Origin of the sequence: Curtobacterium phoenicis (genome assembly GCF_047238015.1) — a bacterium.
In the GTDB taxonomy this organism is placed as follows: domain Bacteria; phylum Actinomycetota; class Actinomycetes; order Actinomycetales; family Microbacteriaceae; genus Curtobacterium.
The window spans coordinates 2,774,961-2,798,833 of sequence record NZ_JBDFLZ010000002.1; the positions used below are offsets into that span (position 1 = coordinate 2,774,961).

24 protein-coding genes and 1 pseudogene are annotated in these 23,873 nt (G+C 71.1%); 11 read left to right on the forward strand and 14 right to left on the reverse strand.

Annotation, left to right across the window (positions count from 1 at the left end; translation table 11 throughout):
* Nucleotides 1–18: 18 nt before the first annotated feature.
* The 7 genes from ABC270_RS13160 to ptsP all read right to left on the reverse strand — a co-directional run bounded on the left by ABC270_RS13160 (nt 19) and on the right by ptsP (nt 7,538).
* Nucleotides 19–675 (reverse strand): DUF805 domain-containing protein, encoded by a 657-nt coding sequence (locus ABC270_RS13160; protein WP_412881208.1) that lies wholly within the window; start codon nt 673–675, stop codon nt 19–21.
* A 90-nt stretch (nt 676–765) separates the two neighbouring features.
* The gene (locus tag ABC270_RS13165) at nt 766–1,392 is read right to left on the reverse strand and encodes a DUF805 domain-containing protein (RefSeq protein WP_412881209.1); all 627 of its coding nucleotides are present in this window, start codon (nt 1,390–1,392) and stop codon (nt 766–768) included.
* 105 nt (nt 1,393–1,497) lie between these two features.
* The gene (locus ABC270_RS13170) at nt 1,498–2,442 is read right to left on the reverse strand and encodes an NADP-dependent oxidoreductase (RefSeq protein ID WP_412881210.1); all 945 of its coding nucleotides are present in this window, start codon (nt 2,440–2,442) and stop codon (nt 1,498–1,500) included.
* Between the two features lie 133 nt (nt 2,443–2,575).
* Complete coding sequence (locus tag ABC270_RS13175) at nt 2,576–3,733, reverse strand: mannitol-1-phosphate 5-dehydrogenase (protein WP_412881211.1); 1,158 nt, start codon at nt 3,731–3,733, stop codon at nt 2,576–2,578.
* Entirely contained in the window at nt 3,730–4,167 is a 438-nt protein-coding gene (locus ABC270_RS13180; RefSeq protein ID WP_022907882.1) for a PTS mannitol transporter subunit IIA, read from the reverse strand. Before ABC270_RS13180 ends, ABC270_RS13175 begins: the two co-directional genes overlap by 4 nt.
* Before the next feature lie 85 nt (nt 4,168–4,252).
* Nucleotides 4,253–5,809: a PTS mannitol transporter subunit IIBC gene (locus tag ABC270_RS13185; RefSeq protein WP_412881212.1), complete on the reverse strand. Its 1,557-nt coding sequence runs from the start codon at nt 5,807–5,809 to the stop codon at nt 4,253–4,255.
* A 73-nt stretch (nt 5,810–5,882) separates the two neighbouring features.
* Nucleotides 5,883–7,538: a phosphoenolpyruvate--protein phosphotransferase gene (gene ptsP / locus ABC270_RS13190; protein ID WP_412881213.1), complete on the reverse strand. Its 1,656-nt coding sequence runs from the start codon at nt 7,536–7,538 to the stop codon at nt 5,883–5,885.
* Nucleotides 7,539–7,793: 255 nt separating this feature from the next.
* Here ptsP and ABC270_RS13195 point away from each other — a divergent pair, with 255 nt between their 5' ends.
* On the forward strand, nt 7,794–8,564 hold the full coding sequence (locus ABC270_RS13195) for a DeoR/GlpR family DNA-binding transcription regulator (RefSeq protein WP_412881214.1): 771 nt from the start codon (nt 7,794–7,796) through the stop codon (nt 8,562–8,564).
* 72 nt (nt 8,565–8,636) lie between these two features.
* The gene (locus ABC270_RS13200) at nt 8,637–8,909 is read left to right on the forward strand and encodes an HPr family phosphocarrier protein (RefSeq protein WP_022904964.1); all 273 of its coding nucleotides are present in this window, start codon (nt 8,637–8,639) and stop codon (nt 8,907–8,909) included.
* A 113-nt stretch (nt 8,910–9,022) separates the two neighbouring features.
* Here ABC270_RS13200 and ABC270_RS13205 read toward each other — a convergent pair whose 3' ends face one another.
* The 3 genes from ABC270_RS13205 to ABC270_RS13215 are packed head-to-tail and all read right to left on the reverse strand — an operon-like array spanning nt 9,023 to nt 10,362.
* Nucleotides 9,023–9,307, reverse strand: coding sequence for a hypothetical protein (locus ABC270_RS13205; protein ID WP_412881215.1), 285 nt, complete (start codon nt 9,305–9,307; stop codon nt 9,023–9,025).
* Nucleotides 9,304–10,122 (reverse strand): tetratricopeptide repeat protein, encoded by an 819-nt coding sequence (locus tag ABC270_RS13210; RefSeq protein ID WP_412881216.1) that lies wholly within the window; start codon nt 10,120–10,122, stop codon nt 9,304–9,306. Before ABC270_RS13210 ends, ABC270_RS13205 begins: the two co-directional genes overlap by 4 nt.
* Nucleotides 10,123–10,179: 57 nt before the next feature.
* Nucleotides 10,180–10,362, reverse strand: coding sequence for a hypothetical protein (locus tag ABC270_RS13215; protein ID WP_412881217.1), 183 nt, complete (start codon nt 10,360–10,362; stop codon nt 10,180–10,182).
* A 54-nt stretch (nt 10,363–10,416) separates the two neighbouring features.
* Between ABC270_RS13215 and ABC270_RS13220 the strand changes: the two genes are divergently transcribed.
* The 8 genes and pseudogenes from ABC270_RS13220 to ABC270_RS13255 all read left to right on the forward strand — a co-directional run bounded on the left by ABC270_RS13220 (nt 10,417) and on the right by ABC270_RS13255 (nt 18,766).
* Nucleotides 10,417–11,259 (forward strand): exodeoxyribonuclease III, encoded by an 843-nt coding sequence (locus ABC270_RS13220; protein ID WP_412881218.1) that lies wholly within the window; start codon nt 10,417–10,419, stop codon nt 11,257–11,259.
* Nucleotides 11,260–11,292: 33 nt separating this feature from the next.
* Nucleotides 11,293–12,303 (forward strand): tryptophan--tRNA ligase, encoded by a 1,011-nt coding sequence (gene trpS, locus ABC270_RS13225; protein WP_412881219.1) that lies wholly within the window; start codon nt 11,293–11,295, stop codon nt 12,301–12,303.
* 7 nt (nt 12,304–12,310) lie between these two features.
* On the forward strand, nt 12,311–12,883 hold the full coding sequence (locus ABC270_RS13230; RefSeq protein ID WP_412881220.1) for a GNAT family N-acetyltransferase: 573 nt from the start codon (nt 12,311–12,313) through the stop codon (nt 12,881–12,883).
* 90 nt (nt 12,884–12,973) lie between these two features.
* Nucleotides 12,974–14,008 carry a bifunctional diaminohydroxyphosphoribosylaminopyrimidine deaminase/5-amino-6-(5-phosphoribosylamino)uracil reductase RibD gene (gene ribD / locus ABC270_RS13235; RefSeq protein ID WP_412882093.1) on the forward strand — a complete coding sequence of 345 codons (1,035 nt, stop codon included), beginning with the start codon at nt 12,974–12,976 and terminating at the stop codon, nt 14,006–14,008.
* 29 nt (nt 14,009–14,037) lie between these two features.
* Nucleotides 14,038–14,661 (forward strand): annotated as a pseudogene (gene ribA, locus ABC270_RS13240) (GTP cyclohydrolase II); the annotation flags it as partial.
* A gap of 296 nt (nt 14,662–14,957) precedes the next feature.
* Nucleotides 14,958–16,412 (forward strand): MFS transporter, encoded by a 1,455-nt coding sequence (locus ABC270_RS13245; protein ID WP_412881221.1) that lies wholly within the window; start codon nt 14,958–14,960, stop codon nt 16,410–16,412.
* Nucleotides 16,413–16,704: 292 nt separating this feature from the next.
* Nucleotides 16,705–16,920 carry a hypothetical protein gene (locus ABC270_RS13250; protein WP_290131285.1) on the forward strand — a complete coding sequence of 72 codons (216 nt, stop codon included), beginning with the start codon at nt 16,705–16,707 and terminating at the stop codon, nt 16,918–16,920.
* A gap of 7 nt (nt 16,921–16,927) precedes the next feature.
* Nucleotides 16,928–18,766 (forward strand): ABC transporter ATP-binding protein, encoded by a 1,839-nt coding sequence (locus tag ABC270_RS13255; RefSeq protein ID WP_412881222.1) that lies wholly within the window; start codon nt 16,928–16,930, stop codon nt 18,764–18,766.
* A 52-nt stretch (nt 18,767–18,818) separates the two neighbouring features.
* On the opposite strand, the gene ABC270_RS13260 is transcribed toward ABC270_RS13255, so the two are convergent.
* Genes ABC270_RS13260 through ABC270_RS13270 form a run of 3 tightly spaced genes read right to left on the reverse strand, consistent with a single transcriptional unit; the run spans nt 18,819 to nt 21,993 of the window.
* Nucleotides 18,819–19,439, reverse strand: coding sequence for an isochorismatase family protein (locus ABC270_RS13260; RefSeq protein ID WP_412881223.1), 621 nt, complete (start codon nt 19,437–19,439; stop codon nt 18,819–18,821).
* A 23-nt stretch (nt 19,440–19,462) separates the two neighbouring features.
* Entirely contained in the window at nt 19,463–20,956 is a 1,494-nt protein-coding gene (gene dacB, locus ABC270_RS13265; RefSeq protein WP_412881224.1) for a D-alanyl-D-alanine carboxypeptidase/D-alanyl-D-alanine endopeptidase, read from the reverse strand.
* A gap of 11 nt (nt 20,957–20,967) precedes the next feature.
* Entirely contained in the window at nt 20,968–21,993 is a 1,026-nt protein-coding gene (locus tag ABC270_RS13270) for a Gfo/Idh/MocA family protein (protein ID WP_412881225.1), read from the reverse strand.
* A gap of 104 nt (nt 21,994–22,097) precedes the next feature.
* Here ABC270_RS13270 and ABC270_RS13275 point away from each other — a divergent pair, with 104 nt between their 5' ends.
* Nucleotides 22,098–23,198, forward strand: coding sequence for a tyrosine-type recombinase/integrase (locus tag ABC270_RS13275; protein WP_412882094.1), 1,101 nt, complete (start codon nt 22,098–22,100; stop codon nt 23,196–23,198).
* Between the two features lie 38 nt (nt 23,199–23,236).
* On the opposite strand, the gene ABC270_RS13280 is transcribed toward ABC270_RS13275, so the two are convergent.
* The gene (locus ABC270_RS13280) at nt 23,237–23,758 is read right to left on the reverse strand and encodes a hypothetical protein (RefSeq protein WP_412881226.1); all 522 of its coding nucleotides are present in this window, start codon (nt 23,756–23,758) and stop codon (nt 23,237–23,239) included.
* Nucleotides 23,759–23,873 lie beyond the last annotated feature (115 nt).

Sequence of the window (23,873 nt, forward strand, 5' to 3'; positions counted from 1 at the left end):
CTTCGTCGTGAGGATGGTCTAGCCGAGGTCGGGTCGGTCGTACTGCGCGCCGACCGGGTTCGACGCGAGGCAGCCGAGCACGATCCCCGCGACGGAGACGAAGAGCGCGGCGAGCCACACCGGCCCCGGCAGGCCGGCGTCGTGCACACGGCGCCACCCGAGGGCGATGTTCGGCACGAGGGTCGCGAGCCACCAGAGGAACCACAGCCCGAGGAACACGAAGGCGAACGGGGACGGTGCGGCATCGCCGACGCTGCGGCCGTACGCGTCGACGCTGCTGCCGCCGACGAGCGTCGCGATGAGGATCGCGTAGAACGCACCGATGAGCACGACCGTGACGATCGCGTTCGCGAGGACCCAGTACCAGTACTCGCTCCGGCTGGCCCGGCCGTCGAACCGTGCGTACTTCCTGAAGAAGCGGATGAACGCGTCGAGGAACCCGATGCCGTACCAGGGCGCCCACAGCGGCGGTGTGCCGTCCGGTCCGAGCGGGATCGGTGGCGGGGCCTGGTACATCGGATGCGGCTGACCGTACAGCTGCTGCCCGTACGGCTGCTGCCCGTACGGGGGCGGCTGCTGGCTGTACGGCGGCTGGCCGTACGGCGGCTGCCCGTACCCCTGCTGGCCGTACGGCTGCTGCGGCGGCCCACACTGCGGCGTACCGTCGTTCGTCATGTTCGGGTCCCTCCGGGAACTGCTTCGTCGTGTCCGTGACGAACGGCCCTCCCGGTCACCCGGGAGAGCCGTTCGACCGTCGTGGGTCGCTCAGCCGCGCTGCGGCTGGTCGAACCGTGCACCCTCGGGCTTCGAGGGCAGCAGGTAGAGGACGAGCAGGATGATGCCGCCGACGATCGGGATGAACCCGAGGAAGAAAAACGGACCGGCGAGGTTCGCGTCGTGCAGGCGACGCCAGACGAGGGCGAGGTTCCCGACGAGCACGGCGAGCGCCCAGAGGAAGAGCAGGATGCCACCGATGATGAAGAGCGGCGACGGCGACGTGACGGTGGACTGCACGCTGGTGCTGGTGGTCGTGGTCTGACGATCCGAGCTCGCGAACCCGATGATGTAGATGACGTACAGCACGGCCGTCACGATCCCGTTCGCGAGCGCCCACCACCAGAACTCGCTCCGGCTCGCGCGCCCGTCGAACCGGACGTACTTCTTGAAGAACCGCTTGATCGCGGCGCCGAACGAGATGCCGTACCACGGCGCCCAGAGCGGCGGCTCGCCGTTCGGCCCGGTCGGCGCAGGCTGGCCGTACTGCTGCTGCCCGTACTGGGGCTGGCCGTACGGCTGCTGCTGCCCGTACGGCTGCTGCTGCCCGTACGGCTGCTGCTGCTGGCCGTACGGGTCCTGCCCGTTCGGGTTCTGCGGCGGGTACTGGTCACTCATCGGGAAATCCCCCTGCTGGATCTGATCGGCAGCCCCTGCGGACGCAGGAACGCTGCCGAGTCAACCAGACCGTTGCGCACGGTGCCAGGACCGCGCCACCCCCGATCAGGGGACGAGCGCGAGCTTCCCGCCCGGGTGCTGCGACTCCAGGAGTTCGGCTGCGCCCTTCGCCTCGGCGAGGGGGAAGGTCCGGGCGACGGGCACGACGAGCTGCCCCTCGCCGGCGAGGTCGATGAGCCGCTGCCGCACGGAGTCCCGGAACGCCTTGCTCTCCGGCTGGGCACCGCCGATGGCTCGGATGCCGTCGGACTCCGCTCGTCCGAACGCCGCGATGGTCACGATGCGCGAACGGTCCGCGACGAGCGCGAGGGACACATCGACGGCTTCGTCGGTGCCGACGCAGTCGAGCGCCACGGTGACGCCGTCTCCGGTGCCGTCGCCGACGAGGGCTCGGACCCGGTCCTCCAGTCCGTCGCCGTACGCGATCCACTCCCCGCCGAAGTCCGCGACGACGTCGGCGTTCCGCTCCGAGGCGGTCCCGATGACCCGGGCCCCGAGCAGCCGGAGCTGCTGGAGGAGGCCGACGCCGACGGCTCCGGCCGCGCCGTGCACGAGGACGGTGTCGTCGCCGGAGGCCCGGGTGACCCGGAGCATGTCGGCCGCGGTGGTCCCGGCGAGGAGGAGGTTCGCTGCCTCCGGGAATCCGAGCGACGCGGGCTTCGCGAACACGTCACGTGCGGGCACGGTCAGTTCCTCGGCCCAGCCGCCCTCGACGCGGAACGCGAGGACCTCGTCGCCGACGGCTCCCCCGCCCGAGGCGATCTCGGTGTCGGGCCCGATCGCGCTGATGGTGCCGGCGACCTCGTAGCCGACGGCGATCGGCAGGTCGGACGGGTCGCCCTGGCGGGTGTGCTTCGTGTCGGCGGGGTTCATGCCGGCGGCGTGGACCGCGATCGTGACCTCGCCGGGCCCCGGAGCGGGTACCTCGGTGTCGGTGAACTCGAGGACCTCGCTGCCGCCGAACCGCGGTGCAACCCAGTGCTTCGTCATGCGCTCGACGCTACGCGCCGCGACTGGACCCGCGCGCGCCCGGCGCCACGGCGGACCAACGATCCCAGCAACGGACGGGAGGCGCGGTGCCAGCTGGCACCGCGCCTCCCGTCCGGCGTCCTGACGTGGTCCGTCAGGCGCGCGCTGCGCGCACCCGGTCCGCGAACGCGGCGTGCAGCGGGTGCTGATCGTCGAGCCCGGTGATCTCCGAGGCGATCTCGCCGTCGGTCCTGTCCGACCGCAGGAGTTCCTGCAGCTGGACGCTCTGCTCGTCGTCCGCGACGTCGAACCGGAGCGCGGCACCCATCGCGTCGAGCAGCGCGGTCGGCTCGGTCCCGTCCTCGGCGAGGGCCGCGGCCGGCGAGACGAAGCGCTCGTCGCGCGAGAGCTTGCGGAGCGGCTGCCGGCCCACGCGGGTCACGGTGTCCGGCAGGTGCGGGTTCTCGAACCGCGCGATGATCGCCTCGACGTAGGCGCGGTGCACCTCGGGGTCGAGTTCGTGGCGACGGACGAGCAGGTCGCTCGTCTCGGCGAGGACCGACTCGAGCTCGGAGCGCACAGCCGGGATGGCGATGGCGTCCGCGATCTTGTCCGCGCCCGCGAGGTACCCGTGGTACGCGACCGTGGCGTGGCCGGTGTTGACCGTGAAGAGCTTGCGCTCGATCGACGCCGCGAGCCCGTCGACGTAGTGGGCACCGGGGATGTCGGGCTCGGAGCCGTTGAACGGCGTCCGGTCGATGGCCCACTCGTGGTAGGTCTCGACGGTGACGTCGAGGCCGGCGCCCTCGGGCTGCGCGGGCACGATGCGGTCGACAGCGGTGTTCGCGAACACGGCCTTGGCGAGCGCCTGGTCGCGGGTCTCGGCGGGCAGTGCCTCGACGATGAACTCGCGGAGGCGGTCGGTCGCGTTGATCGCGTTCTCGCAGGCCATCACGGCGAGCGGCGGCGCACCCGCGTCGCGCTGCTGGAGACCGGCGGCGATGACCGGCGCGATGAACTTCAGGACGTTCGGGCCGACGGCGCAGGTGACGACGTCCGCGGCGGCGACCTCGGCGATGACGCCCGGTTCGTCCTGCGCGCTGTTCAGCGCGCGGAAGCCGGTGACCTCGTGGTCCTTCGCGTCTTGGCCGACCTCGTGCACGGTGTACGAGTCGGCGGCGGCGAGGGCGTCGATGAGCGGCGCGGCGACGTCGGCGAAGACGACCTCGTACCCGGCCTCGTGCAGGAGCAGGCCGACGAAGCCGCGGCCGATGTTCCCGGCGCCGAAGTGGACGGCGGTGCGGTCGCTCACTCGTTGACCTCACCGAGGATCGACAGGATCGCCGCGGTGTCGGGCGCATCGGTCAGCTTCTGGACCTCGTCCTCGTCGGAGAACACGATCGCGATCTTCGAGAGGATGTCGAGGTGCTCGTTGTTCACGCCGGCGATACCGACGACGAAGCGCACGGGGTTGCCGTCCCAGTCGATCGGGGTGGCGTAGCGGATGAACGACAGCGCCGACGACTTGATGGCGTCCTTCGCGTCGTTCGTGCCGTGCGGGATCGCGAGGAAGTTGCCCATGTACGTCGAGACGCTCTTCTCACGCTCGAGCATCGCCGGGTAGTAGTCCGCGGTGACCGCGCCCGCAGCCTCGAGGATCTCGGCAGCCTCCTTCATCGCCTCCGACTTGGTCGGGGCGGTGTCCTCGGTGTGGATCCGGATCTGGCTCTCCTGCAGGACGGGCATCGGCGTTCTCCTTGCTTCGTGACGTGGCGTCGTGGACGTGTGGAGGGGACGAGCCGTGGCCCGTCCCCTCCGATACTGCACTTGGTTACTGGTTCTTGAGCTGTTCGACGACCTCGTCGTACTGCGGCGCGTTCATGAAGTTGCCGACGGACACGTGCTGCGCCCCCGGGTTCTTCTGTCGAGCACGGTCGGTCAGTTCCTCCTGGGTGATGATGAGGTCCTCGGTGCCGTCGAGGTTCGCGATCGCCTTGTTGACGACCGTGACCCCCTCGATGCCGGCCTTCTTCACCTTGTTGCGGAGGACGCTCGCGCCCATCGCGCTGGAGCCCATGCCCGCGTCGCAGGCGAAGACGACGTTCTCGACGCGGGTGGCCGTCGCGGTGGTCGCCGACCCGACGCCGCCGAGCGAGGCCTCGGCCTCCTCCTCGTTCGCCGGGCTGTTGTTGCCGAGCAGGCCAGAGGTCGCGGCGTTGACGTCACGGCCCTTGTTGGCCTGGAGCTTCGCCATCGCGGCGCTCATGTCGCCGCCGCCGTTCGCCAGGTCGCGCTTGCGGGTGGCGATGAGGAAGAACGACGCGACCGCGAAGGAGACCGCCGCGGAGAGCACCACGGAGAGGATGACGCCGACGAAGCTGTCCTTCGCCGTCGAACCGATCACCGCGAAGATCGAACCCGGGGACGCCGGGGCGACGAGGCCCGAGTGGAACGCGACGTTGGTCGCGACACCGGTGGCACCACCGAGGATGACGGCGATGAAGAGGACCGGCTTCTGGAGCACGTACGGGAAGTAGATCTCGTGGATGCCACCGAGGAACTGGATGATGATCGCGCCGGGAGCGGTCGAGCGGGCGATGCCGACACCGAAGAACGTGAAGGCGAGCAGGATGCCGAGGCCGGGGCCGGGGTTCGCCTCGAGCAGGAACAGGATGCTCTTGCCCGATTCCTTCACCTGCGCGGCACCGAGCTGGTCGAGCACGCCGTGGTTGATGGCGTTGTTGAGGAAGAACACCTTCGCCGGCTCGATGATGACACTCGCGAGCGGCAGGAGCGAGTGGTTGATGAGGAACTCGACCGCCGCGCCGAGGCCGTTCGCGATCGCCTTGAAGATCGGGGCGAGCCAGAAGAACCCGATCATCGCCAGGACGAACCCGAGGATGCCCGCCGCGTAGTTGTTCACGAGCATCTCGAAGCCCGGGCGGATCTTGCCGTCCCAGATCTTGTCGACCTGCTTGATGAGGTACGCGCCGAGCGGCCCGCAGATCATCGCGCCGAGGATCATCACGGTGCCGTTGGCGCCGAGGATGACACCCATCGCGAAGATCGAGCCGACCACGGCACCGCGGGTCTCGTAGACCATGCGGCCGCCCTGGATCGCGATCGCGAGCGGGATCAGGTAGGTGAGGATCGGCCCGACGACGCCGGGGTTGGCGACGCCGTTCGTCTCACCGAAGCCGCCGAGGATCCCCACGGGGGTCCAGCCGGTCTCGATGAAGAACGCCGTGATGATGCCCCACGCGATGAAGATCGCGATGTTGGGCATGACCATGCCGGAGAGGAAGGTGCCGAACTTCTGCACGGCGACGCGTGCGCCGCCCCGCGACTTCGCGGGAGCGTCGGGCGCTGCAACGGACGACGTTGTCATGTGCCTGGCTTTCTGTGATGGGTGCTGCAGTGGTGGAGGGGTGGGTGCTGCTGTGCTGCGGTGGTGCTGCGGGCTAGACGGCGTGCGCGGCGGCCGCGGCGGACTTGGCAGCCGCAGCGGTCGACGCGGCGAGTGCCGCCTTCGCCATCTCGCGGGCCTGGTTGAGCGTGTGCTTGCCGAGTTCGGCGCGCACGTCGGCCAGGGCCGCGGGGGTCATGGAGAGGGTGGTGGCGCCCAGGCCGACGAGCACGACGGCGAGGAGCGGGTCAGCTGCGGCTTCACCGCAGATGCCGACGGCCTTGCCGGCGTCGGCCCCGGCTGCGCCGAGCTGCGCGACGAGACGCAGGACGGCGGGGTGCCACGGGTCCTGGTAGGACGCGACGGTACCGAGCATGCGGTCGGCGGCCATCGTGTACTGCGTCAGGTCGTTCGTGCCGATCGACACGAAGTCGGCGGAGGTGAAGACCTGCTCGGCCATGAGCGCGAGCGAGGGCACCTCGGCCATCACGCCGGCGGTCCGGATGCCGAGCTCGCGCGCGAGGGTGACGAAGTACTCGGTCTCCTCGGCGTCGGCGACCATCGGTGCCATCACCCAGAGGTCGGCCTCGGTCTCGGCGTCGGCCTGCGCGAGGGCGGTGAGCTGGTCACGCAGGACCTCCTCGTGGTTCCGGAGGGCACGGAGGCCGCGGCGTCCGAGCGCCGGGTTCTCCTCGTCCTTGTCGGTGAGGAACGGCAGGGGCTTGTCGGCGCCGGCGTCGAGCGCGCGGACGACGACCTTCTTGCCGGGGAACGCCTCGAGCAGGCGCGTGTAGGACTCCTGCTGCTCGGCCACGGTCGGGGCCTTCGGCGAGTCGAGGAAGAGGAACTCGGTGCGGAAGAGCCCCACGCCCTCCGCACCGAGAGCGACGGCGCCCGCGGCGTCGGCGGGGCTGCCGAGGTTCGCGAGCAGGGGCACGGTGTGGCCGTCGGCCAGGGCACCGGCGGTGAGGGGGGCCTCGGCTGCGGCGAGCCGGTCGGCGATGCGCTGTTCGACCGCGGCCACGAGCTCGGCGGACGGGTCGGTGACGACCGTGCCGGCGGCGGCGTCGACGACGACCTCGGTGCCGTCGGCGAGCTCGTCCGCCCCGGTGACGCCGACGACGGCGGTGATGCCCTTCGCGCGGGCGAGGATCGCGGTGTGCGAGGTCGGGCCGCCGTCGCGTGTGACGAGGGCGAGCACCTTGTCGAGGTCGAGGAGCGCCGTGTCGGCCGGGGCGAGGTCGCGGGCGACCAGGACGAACGGGGTGTCCGATTCGGGGACGCCGGGGGCCGGGACACCACGGAGCTTGGCGATGATGCGCTGGGCGACGTCGTCGAGGTCCGCCGCGCGCTCCCCCATGTACCCGCCCATCTGGACGAGGAGGTCGCGGAACTGGCCGAACGCCTCGAACACCGCACGCTCGGCGTTGGTGCCACCGTCGATGCGGGCGTGCACGTCGTCGAGGAGCGTCGGGTCCTGCGCCATGAGCGCCTGCGCCTCGAGCACGGCCTGGGCGTCCCCGCCGGCGAGCTGTCCGCGCTTGTTGAGGTCCTCGGCCACCGCGGCGAGCGCGGTCGCGACCTGCTGCTTCGCCTCGTCCGCCGAACCGGTCAGCGCGTCCTGCGACGGAGCGCCGAGGGGGTCCGCCATCCGGAGGACCGGTCCGTGGGCGACGCCGCGGCCGACGCCGGTGCCGAGCAGTTCGGGCATTCGAGACTCCTTCATCTCACGCGCGGTGGGGCGGTGCGGTGCGGTGGTGCAGTGGGCGTCGCGGTCGAGCGACTGGGAGCACACTACATCGATCCTCGTTGACAAACAAACACATCCGGGGATAAAATGCAGAAACAGATGCCCGTTTGCGTCTGGCGTCCAGAACGAAACGGGCATCGAGCATCGAGACGTGCCCGAGCGTGTCCGTTCCGGCCCGATCCCCCGCACCACCCGCACGAGACGACGAGGCTCACGATGTACGCACCCGAGCGCCACCAGCGCATCGTGGAACAGGCCCGCGCCCAGGGGCGGGTCGACGTGAAGGACCTCGCCGAGTCGCTCGAGGTGACCCCCGAGACGATCCGCCGCGACCTCACGTCGCTCGAACGCCGCGGGCTCGTCCGACGGGCGCACGGCGGCGCGATCCCCGTCGAGCGCATCACCCTGCACCCCGGCGTCGGTGACCGCGGCGGCATCAACCAGGCCGAGAAGATGGTCATCGCCCAGGCCGCGCTCGAGGAGCTGCCCGAGAACGGCTCGATCATGATCGACGCCGGCACCTCGACCATCTGCCTCGCCGAGATGCTCCCCACCGACCGCGGTCTCACGGTCGTGACGCACTCCCTGCCCGTGGCGATGGCGGTCGCGAACCGGCAGGGGCTCGACCTGCACCTGCTCGGCGGCAACATCCGGAGCGACTCGCTCGCGGGCGTCGGGACGTGGACGCACCAGCTCATCGGGATGGTCAGCGTCGACGTCGCGTTCATCAGCATCAACGGCATCACGCCCGAGCGCGGTCTCACGACGCACAACATGGCCGAGGCCGCCGTGAAGTCCGCCATGATCAAGTCGGCCCGGCGGAGCATCCTGCTCGCCGACCACACCAAGTTCGGCCGCGAGGAGTTCGGCCGCGTCGCTCCCCTCGCCGCGATCGACACGATCATCACCGACCCCGGTGTCAACGCCGACCTCGTCCGCGAGGTCGAGGCCGCCGGCACCGAGGTGTTCTGGCCCGGTCGTTCCTGACCGCTGCCGGGACCCGCCCCACCCAGCGCTCGCTACCATGAGCGCCACCACCCATCGACAGGAGTCCATTCGATGTCCGAAGCCACCCGCACCGTCACCGTCGCCAGCGCGTCCGGCCTGCACGCCCGCCCCGCGTCCCTGTTCGTCCAGACCGTGACCGCGTCCGGCCACCAGGTCACCATCGCGAAGGGCGACAAGTCCGGCAACGCCGGAAGCATCCTCGCGCTGCTCGGCCTCGGCATCGAGAACGGCGACGAGGTCACCCTCACGGTGTCGGGCGACGACGCCGAGAAGACCGCCGACGACCTCGTCGAGTTCCTGCAGACGGACCACGACGCGGCCTGATCGGGCAGGTCGCGTCCTCGACGCGACCACCGGACGGACGGGAGGCGCGGTGCCGGCTGGCACCGCGCCTCCCGTCCGTCATCCGGTCACCGCCGCAGCCGCGCGGGGACCGATCACGCGTACCAGCGTCCCAGGAACCCCGCCGTGCCCATGGCCGCGACGAGCGCACCTCCGGCCGCGGCTGCGGCCACACCGTCCGCGAGCCCCGGGGCACCCGTGCCGGCGAGCACGAGCAGGACGCCTGCCGCGACGAGCGTCGCCGCCTGCAGGACGGGGACGACCACGACGCCGGGCACTCGACGCCGGACCAGCCCCACGAACGGCCGCCACCCCGTCGGGAGCGCCCGACCGAGCCGGCGGAGCACCGCGACCTGGGCGAGGACCACTCCGACGATCAACGCCGCGCAGCACAGCTCGGGGGGCAGGGGGTCGTCGACCATCGTGCCGACGAGCACCCCCACGGTGCCGGCGAGCACGAGACCGACGACGATGAACGCCGTCCCCAGCGACGCCAGACGGACGACGGCACGACGGAACGCGCCGAGCGGGCCGGCCGCGTCAGGTGCTCCGCGAGGACGAGTGCGGCGTCGGCGAGCACCGCGATCGTGCTGCCACGGCGTTCGCGTGCTCGGAGGAGCTGCCAGCGGGGCCACGGGTCCGCGGGGGTCGCCGCCACCGCGGCGACGAGGGCGCGCTCGGCGGTGCCCGGGTAGCCCTCGCGGGCGGCCAGCCATGCGAGGGCGAGGTTCACCTGTGCGTGCTGCGGGTGCGCGGTGGCGGCCCGGGTCGCGGCGGCGTAGGTCGCCGCGTCCACCTGTCCGGTGCGGAGGTCGAGGACGAGCTGCGCTGCCGCCAGGCCGCCGTCGCCCGGGACGAGCTCGACGGCTGCCGCCCAGGCCGACCGGGCCTCGACAACGTCGTCGGCCTCCTCGGCGAGGTGCGCGGCGAGGAGGTACCCCTCGACGTCATCGGGATCGGTGGTAATCGCTCGGCGGACGGCGGTGCGCGCGGCGTCGAGGTCACCGGCCGACCAGAACGCGACCGCGAGGATCCGGAGCACCTCCGCGTCGTCGCCGTGCAGGGCGAGCGCACCGGTCAGCGGCTCGACGGCGTCCTCGGGCCAGCCGTGCTCGAGCAGCTCCGCCGCAGCCACGAGGGCACGCTCGACCTGCGGGTGGCGCCAGAGCGGAGGTTCGGCGGCAGAGTCGCTCACGGCCTCATCGTGGCCGGCCTCGAGCGGGCGGACACGCCCCGCGCACGGGGGTCGCGGCTACGAGCGCTCCGGGGGGATCGGCGGGATCGGGCGGAGCTCGCCCCGGCCGAAGCTGCTCTCGGCGATGAAGTCCTGCAGGTCGTCGGCGAGATCGTGGAGGAACCCGGGCAGGTCGTCGACGTCGTCGGCGAGACTCCTCGTCGCTCCGGTGTCCCCCTCGATCTCCCACACGACGGTCATTGCCGGAGCCTACGGCGGGCGGGGCTGTCCGTGGCCGCCGATAGGCTGGGCGGCATGACACGCCTGCGCCTCGCATCCGTCAACGTGAACGGCGTCCGTGCCGCGTTCCGGAAGGGCATGGGCGACTGGCTCGCCACGCGCGACGTCGACGTCCTCGCCCTGCAGGAGGTCCGTGCGTCGAGCGACGACCTCGCGGGGCTCCTCGGTGACGAGTGGGACATCGTGCACGACCCCGCCTCGACGAAGGGCCGCGCGGGCGTCGCGATCGCGTCCCGGCACCGGGCGCAGATCCACCGTGTCGCGCTGGGGGCGGAGGAGTTCGACTCCGCCGGCCGCTGGCTCGAGGCCGACTACGAGATCAACGGCACCACGGTGACGGTCGTGTCGACGTACGTGCACTCGGGCGAGGTCGACACCCCGAAGCAGGACGAGAAGTGGAAGTTCCTCGACGCGATGACCGAGCGACTGCCAGAGCTCCGGGCACACAACCCGCTCGCGGTCGTCGTGGGTGACCTCAACGTCGGGCACGACGAGCGCGACATCAAGAACTGGAAGGGCAACGTGAAGCGGGCCGGGTTCCTCCCCCGCGAGCGCGCCTACTTCTCCCGGTTCTTCGGCGCCGAGGGCGAGCAGGTCGAGGGCGCGGACGGTTCGACCGGGCCGGGCCTCGGCTGGGTCGACGTCGGCCGTGCGCAGGCCGGCGACGTCGACGGCCCGTACACCTGGTGGTCGTGGCGCGGCCAGGCGTTCGACAACGACTCCGGTTGGCGCATCGACTACCACGTCGCCACCCCCGAACTCGCCGAGAAGGTCTCGCAATACACGGTCGACCGCGCCGCGGCCTACGACCAGCGATGGTCCGACCACGCCCCCGTGGTCGTCGACTACGAGATCTGATCCCCTCCCGCTCCAGCGCAACAGGACACCAGCATGACCACGACCCGCATCTTCTCCGGCATCCAGCCATCGGCCGGATCGCTCCACCTCGGCAACTACATCGGCGCGCTCATGCAGTGGCGGACACTGCTCGACGACCACGACGCTATCTACTGCGTCGTCGACATGCACGCGATCACCACCGCGCAGGACCCGGCCGAGCTCCGCGCGAACACCCGCGCGACGGCAGCGCAGTACATCGCGTCGGGCATCGACCCGTCGAAGGCGACGCTCTTCGTGCAGTCGCAGGTGCCCGCCCACGCCGAGCTCGCGTGGGTGCTCAACACCCTCACGGGCTTCGGTGAGGCCAGCCGGATGACCCAGTTCAAGGACAAGTCGGCGCGGCAGGGTGCCGACGCTGCCTCGGTCGGACTCTTCACGTACCCGATCCTCATGGCGGCGGACATCCTGCTGTACGACACGAAGGTGGTGCCGGTCGGTGACGACCAGCGGCAGCACGTCGAGCTGACGCGGGACCTCGCCGGACGCTTCAACTCGCGGTTCGGCGAGACGTTCGTCGTTCCCGAGGCCCGCATCCTCACCGACACCGCGCGCATCTACGACCTGCAGGACCCGACGAACAAGATGAGCAAGTCGGCGGCGTCCGACAACGGGCTCATCCGGCTGCTCGACGACCCGAAGCGCACCGCGAAGAAGATCCGCTCGGCGGTCACCGACACCGAGCGCGAGATCCGGGCCGACCGTCAGGCGAAGCCCGGCGTGACGAACCTGCTGTCCATCCTGTCGGCGTTCACCGGCACCCCGGTGGCCGCGCTCGAGGCGTCCTTCCAGGGGAAGGGGTACGGCGACCTCAAGGGTGAGGTGGCCGACGCCGTCGTCGCCGAGCTCGAGCCGGTGCGCGCACGGACGCTCGAGCTCCTCGACGACCCGGCCGAGCTCGACCGGCTGCTCGCCGTCGGCGCCGACCGGGCGGAGTCGATCGCGCAGCAGACCCTCGCACGCGTGTACGACCGCATCGGCTTCGTCCCGCGCGTCCGCAGCTGAGCACGACGTGATCCCGGTCGTCCTCGAGTCCGCGCGGGTGCGCCTCGACGTGCCCACCCGCGCGGACACCGCAGCCATCGTCGCCGGCTGCCAGGACCCCGAGGTCGCCCGGTGGACGACCGTGCCGCAGCCGTACGCCGCCGAGCACGCGCGCTCCTTCGTGGACGCCCTCGTCGGCCCCGGCTGGGCGTCGGACCGCGAGTACACGTGGGCGATCCGCCGCAGCGGGTCCTCCCTGCTCGAAGGGGTCATCGGCTACCGAACCGTGCGGCGCGACGTCGGGTTCTGGCTCGCGCCCTCCGCTCGCGGCGCCGGGCTCATGCACGAGACCCTCGAGCTCGTGGTGTCGTGGGCGTTCGAGCAGGGCGCTCCGGACGTCGCGTGGGAGTGCTACGTGGGCAACACCGCTTCCGCCGCGGTCGCCCGTGCCGCGCAGTTCTGGTTCACCGGCACCGGTCCGGCGGCCAACCCCGGGCGCGACGGCGGCCCCACCCCGGCCTGGCACGCACGGCGCCGCGCAGACGGCGTGCCAGCGTCCGACCTGTCATGGCCCACAGCGTCGTTCGCCCACAGCGTGTAGCCCAATGACGTGTCACCGACTTCTCGCCGGTAGTGTCGAAGCGTGACCAGCACCCCCTCCGGAACCGCGACCCCGGCTGAGGTCCGGGCGATGCGCCGCGGCCTCGAGATCGCGGCGCTCGGCCCCGCCGTCGGCGACCACGCGCGGGTCGGGGCTGTGATCCTCTCCCCCGACGGAACCGTCCTCGCCGAGGGCTGGCACAAGGGCGCCGGTACGCCGCACGCCGAGGTCGACGCGATGGCGAAGGTCGACCCAGCGCTGCTCCGCGGTGCCACGGCCGTCGTGACCCTCGAGCCCTGCAACCACACCGGACGCACCGGCCCCTGCGCGCTCGCCCTCATCGAAGCGGGCATCGGACGCGTCGTGTACGCGATCGACGACCCCGGAGCGCACGTCCACGGCGGCGCCGACCGACTCCGTGCCGCCGGTGTCGACGTCGTGTCCGGTGTCCTCGCCGACGAGTCCGAGGCGTTCCTCGAGCGGTGGCTCCTCTCGGTGCGGCTCGGTCGGCCGTGGGTCACCGCGAAGTGGGCGTCGAGCCTCGACGGCCGCGCCGCGGCGGCCGACGGGAGCAGTCAGTGGATCACCGGCGCGGCAGCGCGCCAGCACGTCCACGAGCAGCGGGCCGCACACGACGCGATCCTCGTCGGCACCGGCACCGTGCTCGCCGACGACCCCTCCCTCACGGCGCGGGGCGACGCGGGCGAGCTCCTCGCCGACCAGCCCCTGCCGGTGGTGTTCGGCGACCGGCGGGTCCCGGACACGGCGGCGCTCCGTCGGCACCCGCGTGGGCTCGTCACGCTGCCCGGGCACGACCTCGCGGCCTCCCTGGCCTCCCTCCGTGACCACGGCGTGCACTCCGTGTTCGTCGAGGGCGGCCCCACCCTGACCTCCGCGCTCATCGCGGCCGGACTCGTGGACGAGTACCTCGTCTACGTCGCCCCCGTGCTGCTCGGCGGACCCCGCGTCGCGGTCGACGACCTCGGCGTGGGAAGCATGACCGACCGCCTGCGGTTGGACGTAACATCGACCACCAGTCTGGGTCCCGACCTCCTGGTCCGGGCTCGGCCGCACGGCGCCGCGCACCCTGGAACGGCGCCCCAGAACGACCGGAGCACACGATGACCGACGCACTGACCTCCCCCACGCCGGGGAGCCCGGTCCAGTTCGAGGTGTCCACGAACGTCCCGACCACCCACGGCACGTTCGAGATGCGGGCCTACCGCGACCTCGTCACGGGCGCGGAGCACGTCGCGATCATCGGCGCGCTCCCGGACGGCTCGACCCCCGGTGACGGCGCGCTCGTCCGGGTGCACTCGGAGTGCCTGACCGGTGAGGCGTTCGGGTCGCTGAAGTGCGAGTGCGGGCCGCAGCTCGACGCGGCGCTCGACACCATCGCGGCCGAGGGCGGTGTGGTCGTCTACCTGCGCGGGCAGGAGGGCCGCGGCATCGGCCTGACGAACAAGCTCAAGGCCTACCGCCTGCAGGAGGACGGGCTCGACACCCTCGACGCGAACCTCGCGCTCGGGCTGCCCGCCGACTCGCGCGAGTACGGCGGCGCTGCCGGGATCCTGGCCGACCTCGGCATCACGAGCGTCCGACTGCTCTCGAACAACCCGGAGAAGCGCCGCCAGCTCGAGGAGCACGGCATCGCGGTCGAGGCGCTCGTCCCGCTCGTCGTCGGCATCTCCGCACAGAACGCCGGGTACCTCGACACCAAGCGCGACCGCATGGGTCACCAGCTGCCGGCACACCTCGAGGCCGGCGCAGCGAGCTGAGCCGACGGACCGGCGCGACGGCAGCGGGCCGTGCGACCGTCGGCCCGCCAGAGCGACCGTCCGCCGGGAGGCGCGGTGCACGGACGACGTGCATCGCGCCTCCCGGCCGTTCGTTCTCTGCGGATTCGCAGGAAAGCGACATCTGTCGTAGGCTGTGAGCCCCCGTCACAAGCGGTCCACCACCCACCGAACGCACCCGATCGGCGACGCGCCACCTGCGCGAACCGACCGGTGTCCGCCGTCCGGAACACCGCTGCACCCATCCCGGGTGCTCCCCTCGGAGTCTCCACAAACGCATGTCAGCCGCATCGGCACCCAGCACGACCACCCCGGCACCCGCAGGCAACCCGCGCTCCCGCGTCGTCATCGCCAGCCTCGTCGGGACCTCCATCGAGTTCTACGACTTCTACGTCTACGCGACCGCCGCGGTCCTCGTCTTCCCGACGCTGTTCTTCCCGAACGAGGACCCGACGGCCTCGCAGCTGTCGTCGTTCGTGACGTTCGCCCTCGCGTTCTTCGCCCGGCCCGTCGGCTCGATCATCTTCGGCCACTTCGGTGACCGCATCGGTCGCAAGGCCACCCTCGTGGCGTCGCTGCTCGTCATGGGGACGGCGACGTTCCTCATCGGCTGCCTGCCGACGTTCGACTCGATCGGCATCTGGGCGCCGGTGCTGCTCGCCGTGATGCGCTTCGCACAGGGCGTCGGACTCGGCGGGGAGTGGTCCGGCGCGGCCCTGCTCGCGACCGAGAACGCACCGAAGGGCAAGCGCGGCGTGTTCGGTTCGCTCCCCCAGCTCGGCGCCCCGATCGGGTTCCTGCTCGCGAACGGGCTCTTCATCGCCATCAACGCGGCGATGCCCGCCGCCGCGGACGGCACGGCGAACGCCGACTTCCAGGCGTGGGGCTGGCGCATCCCGTTCCTGCTCTCCGCCGTGCTCGTGATCGTCGGCCTCTACGTGCGGTTCAAGCTCGTCGAGTCGACCGTGTTCCGCGGCGTACAGGAGTCCGGCACGGTCGCGAAGGTCCCGCTGGCGCGGGTGTTCCGGACCTCGTGGCGTCCGCTCATCGTCGGCACCTTCGGCATGGTCGCGACCTACGTGCTCTTCTACTTCATGACGACCTTCACGCTGACCTACGGCACGACGGGCGCCACGGCCGGTCCGCTCGTCCCGAAGATCGGCCTCGGCTACTCCCGTGGCGAGTTCCTGACGCTGCTCATGATCGGTGTGGTGTTCTTCGGCATCCTCACCCCGGTCGCCGGGTTCCTCGCGGACCGGTTCGGCCGCCGCTCGACGCTGCTGTGGACCACCGCGGGCATCGCCCTGTTCGGCCTGACGTTCCAGATCTGGTTCGCCGCGTCGCACGGGCCGATCACGGTCGTGACGTTCCTCATCGTCGGGCTGTCGCTGATGGGTCTGACGTTCGGGCCGATGGGCGCCCTGCTGCCCGAGCTCTTCCCGACGAACGTCCGGTACACGGGGTCGGCGGTGGCGTACAACGTCGCATCGATCCTCGGTGCGTCGCTCGCCCCGACCGTTGCCCTCGCGCTGTGGAAGGCCGACGGGAACATCTTCCTCGTCGGGCTCTACCTGACCATCGCCGCGGTCGTGACGCTCGTCGCGCTGTTCTTCGTCAAGGAGACCAGGCACGCGGACTTCGGCGAGGCGGAGGCCGAGCGCGTGCTCGGCGTGCCCGCCGACGCGGCGGCCGGCGACGGCCACGTGCGCTCCTCGGGGAGCCTCGCCCCGTAACGCACCCGGGTGCGCACGTCCGGACGGGAGGCGCGGTGCCAGCGAGCACCGCGCCTCCCGTCCGTTGTGTGGTCGCGCGGACGGGGACCACGAAACGCGCGCGTTTCGACCTCCCGCCCGTCGTTCGACGCGCGTCCCGTCGCCCGATTCGTTCGCATCGGATGCGCGTGCATCAAGCGACGAAACACCTCGTGATCGACGCGTGCAACGTCGCACTCGGACCAGACACCACACCACCCCCGCCCGTCAACCCACGTTGACACGCACCCGGCCGTCAATGTAGGTTGACACGATGGACGGTCCGACGATCACGACCCTGGCCTCGGGCGCCGACGGCGACGACCCGTTCGCCGCACTCGCATCCGTGCGCGAGCTCCGCAAGGCCCTCGACCGCACCGAGGAACTCGCCGCCCGCCGCGCCCGCAACGCTGGTGCCTCCTGGCAGGAGATCGCGACGCTCCTCGGCGTCAGCCGCCAGGCAGTGCACAAGAAGTACGGCAGAGACTAGGAACACGATGAGCTTCCCGTTCGCCCGCCCCAAGAAGACCGACGGCCCGCGCGCCAGCTTCGGCCGCCTGCTGAGCTACCTGTTCGAGAACAAGCCCGCGATGGCCGTGATCATCGTGCTCAGCGTCCTCGGCGCGGGTGCGTCCCTCGCGCAGCCCCTCCTCGTGAACCAGGTCGTCACGGCCGTGCAGCACGGCCACACCCTGTCGATGCTCGTGTGGGCCCTCGTCGTGCTCGTGATCGTCTCCGGCCTCCTGAACGGCGTCCAGCACTTCCTGCTCCAGCGCGCGGGCGAGGGCGTCGTGCTGAGCACCCGCCGCAAGCTCATCGCGCGCATCCTGAACCTCCCGATCTCGGAGTTCGACACCCGGCGCACCGGTGACCTCGTCTCCCGCGTCGGCAGCGACACCACGCTCCTCCGCGCCGTGCTCACCCAGGGGCTCATCGAGTCGATCGGTGGCGCGCTGACCTTCATCGGCGCGATCGTCGCGATGGCGATCATCGACCCGCTGCTGCTCGGCATCACCGTCGTGATCGTCCTCGTCGCGATCGTGGTGGTCGGTGGCCTCAGCCGTCGGATCCGCGTCGCGTCGAAGAAGGCGCAGGAGAAGGTCGGTGACCTCACCGCCGCGGTCGAGCGCGGCATCGGCGCCGTCCGCACCATCCGTGCCGCCGGTGCCACGGAGCGCGAGGTCGCCGAGGTCGACGGCCACGCCACCGAGGCCTACCGGCGCGGCCTCGACATCGCGAAGATGAGCGCGTTCGTGGTGCCCGTCGCGAGCATCGTCATGCAGGTCGCGTTCATCGCGGTGCTCGGTGTCGGCGGCGCGCAGGTCGCCGCCGGGACGATCACGATCGCCACGCTCATCACGTTCATCCTGCTGCTCTTCATGATGATCATGCCGCTCGGCCAGGCGATGGGCGCGGCGGTCGCGGTCGCACAGGCACTCGGCGCCCTCGGTCGCATCGAGGAGATCCTGCACCTCCCCACGGAGGACCAGGACGACCGTGCCGTCCGCGTCGCGGCCGCCGTTCCGAGCGACGACGCCATCACGTTCGAGCACGTGTCGTTCCGGTACGCGGCCGGCGCGCAGGCGACCGGTCCCGACGGTGCGACGGACCGGCCTGGAGGCACGGATCGCCACGACGAGCACGCCTCCGCTGACGACGCGGTGCTGCACGACGTCTCCTTCCGGGTCCCGCGCGGGTCGCGCGTGGCCCTCGTGGGTCCGTCGGGCGCCGGCAAGTCGACGACCCTGGCGCTCATCGAACGGTTCTACGACCCGACCGACGGCGTGATCCGGCTCGGCGGCGTCGACGTCCGCGGGCTGGACCGCGACGAGCTCCGGGCCCAGATCGGCTACGTCGAGCAGGACGCCCCGGTGCTCGCCGGCACGATCCGCGCCAACCTGCTGCTCGGGTCGCCGGACGCGTCCGAGGACGACTGCGTCCGTGTCCTCGAGGCCGTGAACCTCAGCGAGGTCCTGCACCGCGACCCCCGCGGCCTCGACGCCCAGGTCGGTGAGGACGGCGTCATGCTCTCCGGCGGTGAACGGCAGCGCCTCGCCATCGCCCGCGCGCTCCTCGCCGCCCCGCCGATCCTGCTGCTCGACGAGTCGACGTCGTCCCTCGACGGGGTGAACGAGCAGAAGATGCGGCTCGCGATCGACGCCGTCGCCGAGGACCGCACACTGCTCGTCATCGCCCACCGGTTGTCCACCGTGGTCGACTCGGACGTCATCGTCGTGCTGGAGCACGGACGGGTCGTCGGGGTCGGGACGCACTCGGAGCTCGTCGAGTCGACGCCGCTCTACCGCGACCTGGCGAAGCACCAGCTCCTGGTCTGACGCGGCCCCGCCGGCATCGGCTCGCGGCGGCGACAGCGTGCGTGCCGGGACGTCAGATGCGCGCGCCGCCCGGGCGGTGCAGGCCCTCGTCGGTGTCGCTGAGGTCGACGAGCCCGCCGGCCGCCCGGACCTCGTCGAGCGCTGCGGCGCTGCGGGCAGGGTCCACCCCGACGACGAGGTCCTCGTACACGGTGACGGCCGCGCCACCCTCGAGCGCGTCGAGTGCGCTGGCCCGGACGCAGTGGTCGGTGGCGATGCCGACGATGTCGACCTCCCGGACGTCGTGCTCCTCGAACACCTCGCCCAGCGTGACGCCGTCGGCGGTGCGGCCCTGGAACGCCGAGTACGCCGGGGCTCCCTGGCCCTTGTAGACGTGCACGTCCACCGACGCGGTGTCGAACGCCGGGTGGTAGTCCGCTCCCGGGGTGTCCTGGACGCAGTGCACGGGCCAGGTGTCGACGAAGTCGGGGCCCTCCGCGCCGGCGAAGTGCCCGCCGTTGTCGTCGTCCCCGTGGTGCCAGTCACGGGAGCCGACGATGAGGTCGTACTCCCCCGCGTGCTGCCCGAGGAACACCGAGATGCGCTCCGCGACGGCGTCGCCACCGGTCACCCCGAGCGCACCGCCCTCGGTGAAGTCGTTCTGGACGTCGACGACGAGCAGTGCCCTGACCATGGCTCCATCCTGCACCAGGCCGGCTAGGAGCTGGTGAGCTTCGCCCCGCAGGAGTACGTCGCGGCGGTCACCGCGTCGAGCGCGGGCAGTGCCGCCGCCCGCGACGAACCGATGGCGTAGAACGCGAACGTCAGGCGGGTGCCGTCCGCCGCGTCCATCCAGCCGCCGAGCGTGTTCGCCGAGTCGATCCACCCGGTCTTCGCGTGCACCTTGCCCCGGGCGACGGCGTTCGCGCCGGTGAACCGGCTCGAGAGCGTCCCGGAGACGCCCGCGACCGGGAGGGCATTCGACAGCGTGCCGAGGCCCTTCGCACCGGCCTGCACGGGGACCATGAGCTTCGCGACGAACTCGGGCGACACCGCGTTCGCCGCGCTCTCGCCCGAGCCGTCCTTGATCACGATGCCGGACGGGTCGACCCCGTAGGTCTTCAGCGCAGCCTGGTACACCCCTGTCAGTGAGGCCGCGGAGCCGTCCGCCCCGGACTCCTTCGACGAGATCCGCGCGAGCATCTCGGCGAGGGTGTTGTCCGAGTTCGGGATCATCTGGCCGATCAGGGTCGACACCGGCTGCGAGGAGACCGTGGCGATGGTGTCCGTCGACGTGGTGGCGCGCTTGACGATCTGCGCGTTCGCGGCCCCGACGACCCCGGCGTTCGCGAGCGCGGTGCGGAACGCCGCTCCGGCACGTCCGACGGGGTCGGTGGAGCGCGGGGAGGTCGCCGCTCCGGGGTTCGCGCGGTCGCCGTCGACCATGAGCGCGGTGATCTCGGGCTGGTAGCCGATCGTCCGCTCGGACACGGGCCACGTCGGGTCCCAGGCGTCGGCGTCGCTCCAGTACGTGTCGTCCGTGACGATCGTCGAGACCGGGGAGCTGCCGAGCTTCGCCTTCACCTGCTGGGCGAGCTGGCCGAGCGTCGGGGCTCCGGGGTAGACCGTCGCCCCGCCGGCGGAGAGCGTCGCGTCCCCGTGCCCGACGAGGGCGATCGCGCCGTCCCCCTCCTTCGTGACCGTCGTGGGGATGCGGTAGCTGCCCCCGAGGTCGGCCAGCGCGGTCGCGGTCGTCAGGGTCTTCATGACGCTGCCGGTCTGCTTCGGCTGGTCGCCGGCGTGCGAGTAGAGGACCTTGCCCGTCTCCGCGTTGATGACGGCCCCCTCGAACGACCCGAGTCCGGCTGCTCCTGCTGCCTGGTCGATGGTGCACGTCCGGAGCGCGGTCGGCCCGTCGGGGTCCTCCGGGACGGCGCGCGCGGTCGCGGTCGGGGTCGCCGAGGGCTTCACGGACGGGGTGCGCGACGCGGTGGCCGACGGCGCCGCCGCGGTGGTCCGGACCGGCTCGGCCGGGTCGGACATGGTGGCCGCGGCGACCGCGACCGCACCGCCGGAACCGAGGACGAGCACGCCTGCGAGACCACCCGCGATCCACGGCACCGGGCGTCGGGCGACCGATCCGCGGAAGGCGGTGACGGCCTGACGGGCGCGCTCGGCGAGGGTCGGGCGGGAAGGCTGTGGCTCGGACATCGCGAACGATCCTACGGAACTGCGGGAGGAGCCTCCAGGCCGTCTTCCGCATCCGCCTGCTCGTCGGCCGCGTAGCGGACGCCGACCTGGCGCCGGACCTCGTCGAGGAGCGCCATGATCCCGACCGACTCCTCGAGGTCCATCGGCCCGCCCTCGTGCGTCCCGGTCTCGATCATCGTCTCGAACGCGCGCGCCTCGTGTCCGTAGCCGGTGCGTTCCTCACGCCCGTCGAACTCCTCGACCACCACGCCGTCACGGTCGCGGATGCGCCACGTCGTCGGCGTGAACCAGGTCGGGTCGAGGTCGATGCGGCCGTCCTCGCCGATGATCGACGCCGTGTTCGGGCTCGCGAGGTCGAGCGCGAAGTGCACCGTCGACTGCGTCCCGCCGGCGTGGGTCATCACGATGCCCATCTGCGTGTCGACGTCCTGCTCGCTGAGCGTGCCGGACGCCACGACCGACTCCGGCAGCCCGAGGACGTCGACGGCGAACGACACCGGGTAGATCCCGAGGTCGAGCAGTGCTCCTCCGCCCAGCGCCGGGTCGTTCAGCCGGTGCCGCGGGTCCGACGGCAGGGCCTGGTGGTGCGTGGCCTCGACGAGCCGTGGACGACCGATGCGCCCCTCGGCGAGCACCTGCCGGATCATCGCCGTCTGCGGCAGGAAGCGGGTCCACATCGCCTCCATCACCGCGACGTCTGCGCAGCGCGCGGCGTCCGCGACCGCACGGGCCTCCGTGGCCGTGATCGTGAACGCCTTCTCGACCAGCACGTGCTTGCCGTGCGCGATCGCCAGGAGGGCGTCCGCGGCGTGGCGCGAGTGCGGCGTGGCCACGTACACCGCATCGACCTCGGGGTCGGCGACGAGGTCTTCGTAGGAAGCGTGCGCGCGCGGGATGTCGAACTCGTCCGCGAACGCCTGCGCCGACGCTGCCGTGCGGCTGCCCACCGCGACGAACTCGACACCGACCGCCGCACAGTCACCGACGAACGAGCGCGCGATGCCGCCCGTCCCGAGCACTCCCCACCGAACCGTCATGCCGCCTGTCTACCAGGCGACGCGTCCACGAACGGGAGAACCCCCTCCGGCCCGGGAGCCAGAGGGGGTTCTGCGGACCCTAGCTCGACGCGATCAAGGACCAGATCAAGCAGCACGGCACCGCACTCGACACGAAGACGACGCTCGACCAGTGGGCGACGCACTGGCTTGAGACGGTCGGGAAGCCGAACCTCAAGCCGAACACGCTGCTGTCCTACGAGTCGGTGGCTCGGAACTGGATCGTCCCCACAATCGGCGCGAAGAAGGTCGCGCTGCTCAAACCGTCCGACGTGCGCATCATGACGAAGGCGGTCGCCGACGCTGGCCGGACGTCGGCGACGTCGCGGAAGGCGTACCAGGTGCTGTCGCTCATGCTCGAGTCAGCTCGGGTCGAGGGCATCGCCGCTCGCAACGTCTGCGAGGACGTCAGCGCGCCCGTGCAGGGCGAGTCGAACCGCGGCGCACTCAGCACAGACGCGGCGCTCGCCGTCCTCAAGGTCGCAGCCGAGCACGACGACGGCACCCGCTGGTGGGTCGCACTGCTCAGCGGCCTCCGCCAGGGCGAACGCATCGGCGCGCGCCTCGAGTCCCTCGACCTCGACTCCGAGCAGCCCACCATCGGCGTCGAGTGGGCCCTGTCCGAAGTGCCGTTCGAGCACGGGTGCGGCCGCCTCGACGACGACACCTGGCGATGCGGCAAGAAGCGCGCCGGCTCCTGCTCGAACCGACGACTCCGGATCCCCGACGGGTTCGAGTACCAGCAGCTCAACGGACGCCTCTGCCTCATTCGCCCGAAGTCAGGCAAGCCCCGGTACGTTCCCCTGATGCCGGCGCTCGCCGAAGCCCTCCGCCGCTACCTCATCAAGACCGCCGACCGGCCGAACCCCTACGGCCTGATCTGGCGGAAACCGAACGGTGAGCCGTACCTGTGGGGTGAGGACGAGCAGACCTGGCGCGACATCCTCTTCGAGGCAGGCGTCATCGCTGACGAGGACCGCAAGCCGGGCTCCCCCGTCCCGACGACGCACTGGGCCCGGCACACGACGGCGACGATACTCATGGAGCTCGGCGTCGACGCGAAGATCATCGGCGAGATCGTCGGCCACCAGTCCGAAGCCGTCACCCGCAAGTACCAGCACGTGTCCTCCGCGGCCGCCCGCGAAGCGATGGATCGACTCGGAGCACACTTCGCGCTCAGGAATTAGGCGACGCAGTTCCGTCGCGAGCTGAGGCTTTGAAGCGGTCAAAGCAACCGACGATACACCTCATTCTCTTTGATGGTTGCTGCGACGCCCTTTCGCGCTTTCGTTCTCCGATCGAGAACATACAACGCAAGACCGAGCCCGCCGAAACAGAATCCGTACATGATGAGATTCGGCCAGAGATAGTCCCACAGAGCCAGGCGATCTTGCGTCCAGTACCAGTGAAGAACTGTGTGACCCCGGACCCGACGGTTTAGACTCGTTGTCATATCGAATAACGTGATGAGCAGCAGGGCGATCGAGGATCCCGCCATTGTGAGACCAAGAAATTGAGCTTCAGCCCCTTTGGGTAATCGATACTGCAAGCTGACCCGGTGAGTCAAATGCTCCTGCAAGACCTGTAACCTGCGCTGAGTAATCGTCCCTTCGGGTGCATCCTTCAGGATGGCGGTGATGCGCTCTAGCTGCCGCATTGCGCTCTGCTCTCGCACAACAGCGATGGCTCCGAGCGCAGCCGTGACGAGGACGCCCGCTACAGCGGTCAAGTCGGGTGGCAGGGTCACGGGTGCTCCATTCTCTGACGCTGGGCTGGCGGTAGGCAGCGAGGACCCGACGTGCTGCTTCCCGATCGTGTGAAGCTAGCCCAGGTGGAGCAAGACGCAAAGGTCTGGCGGGTTG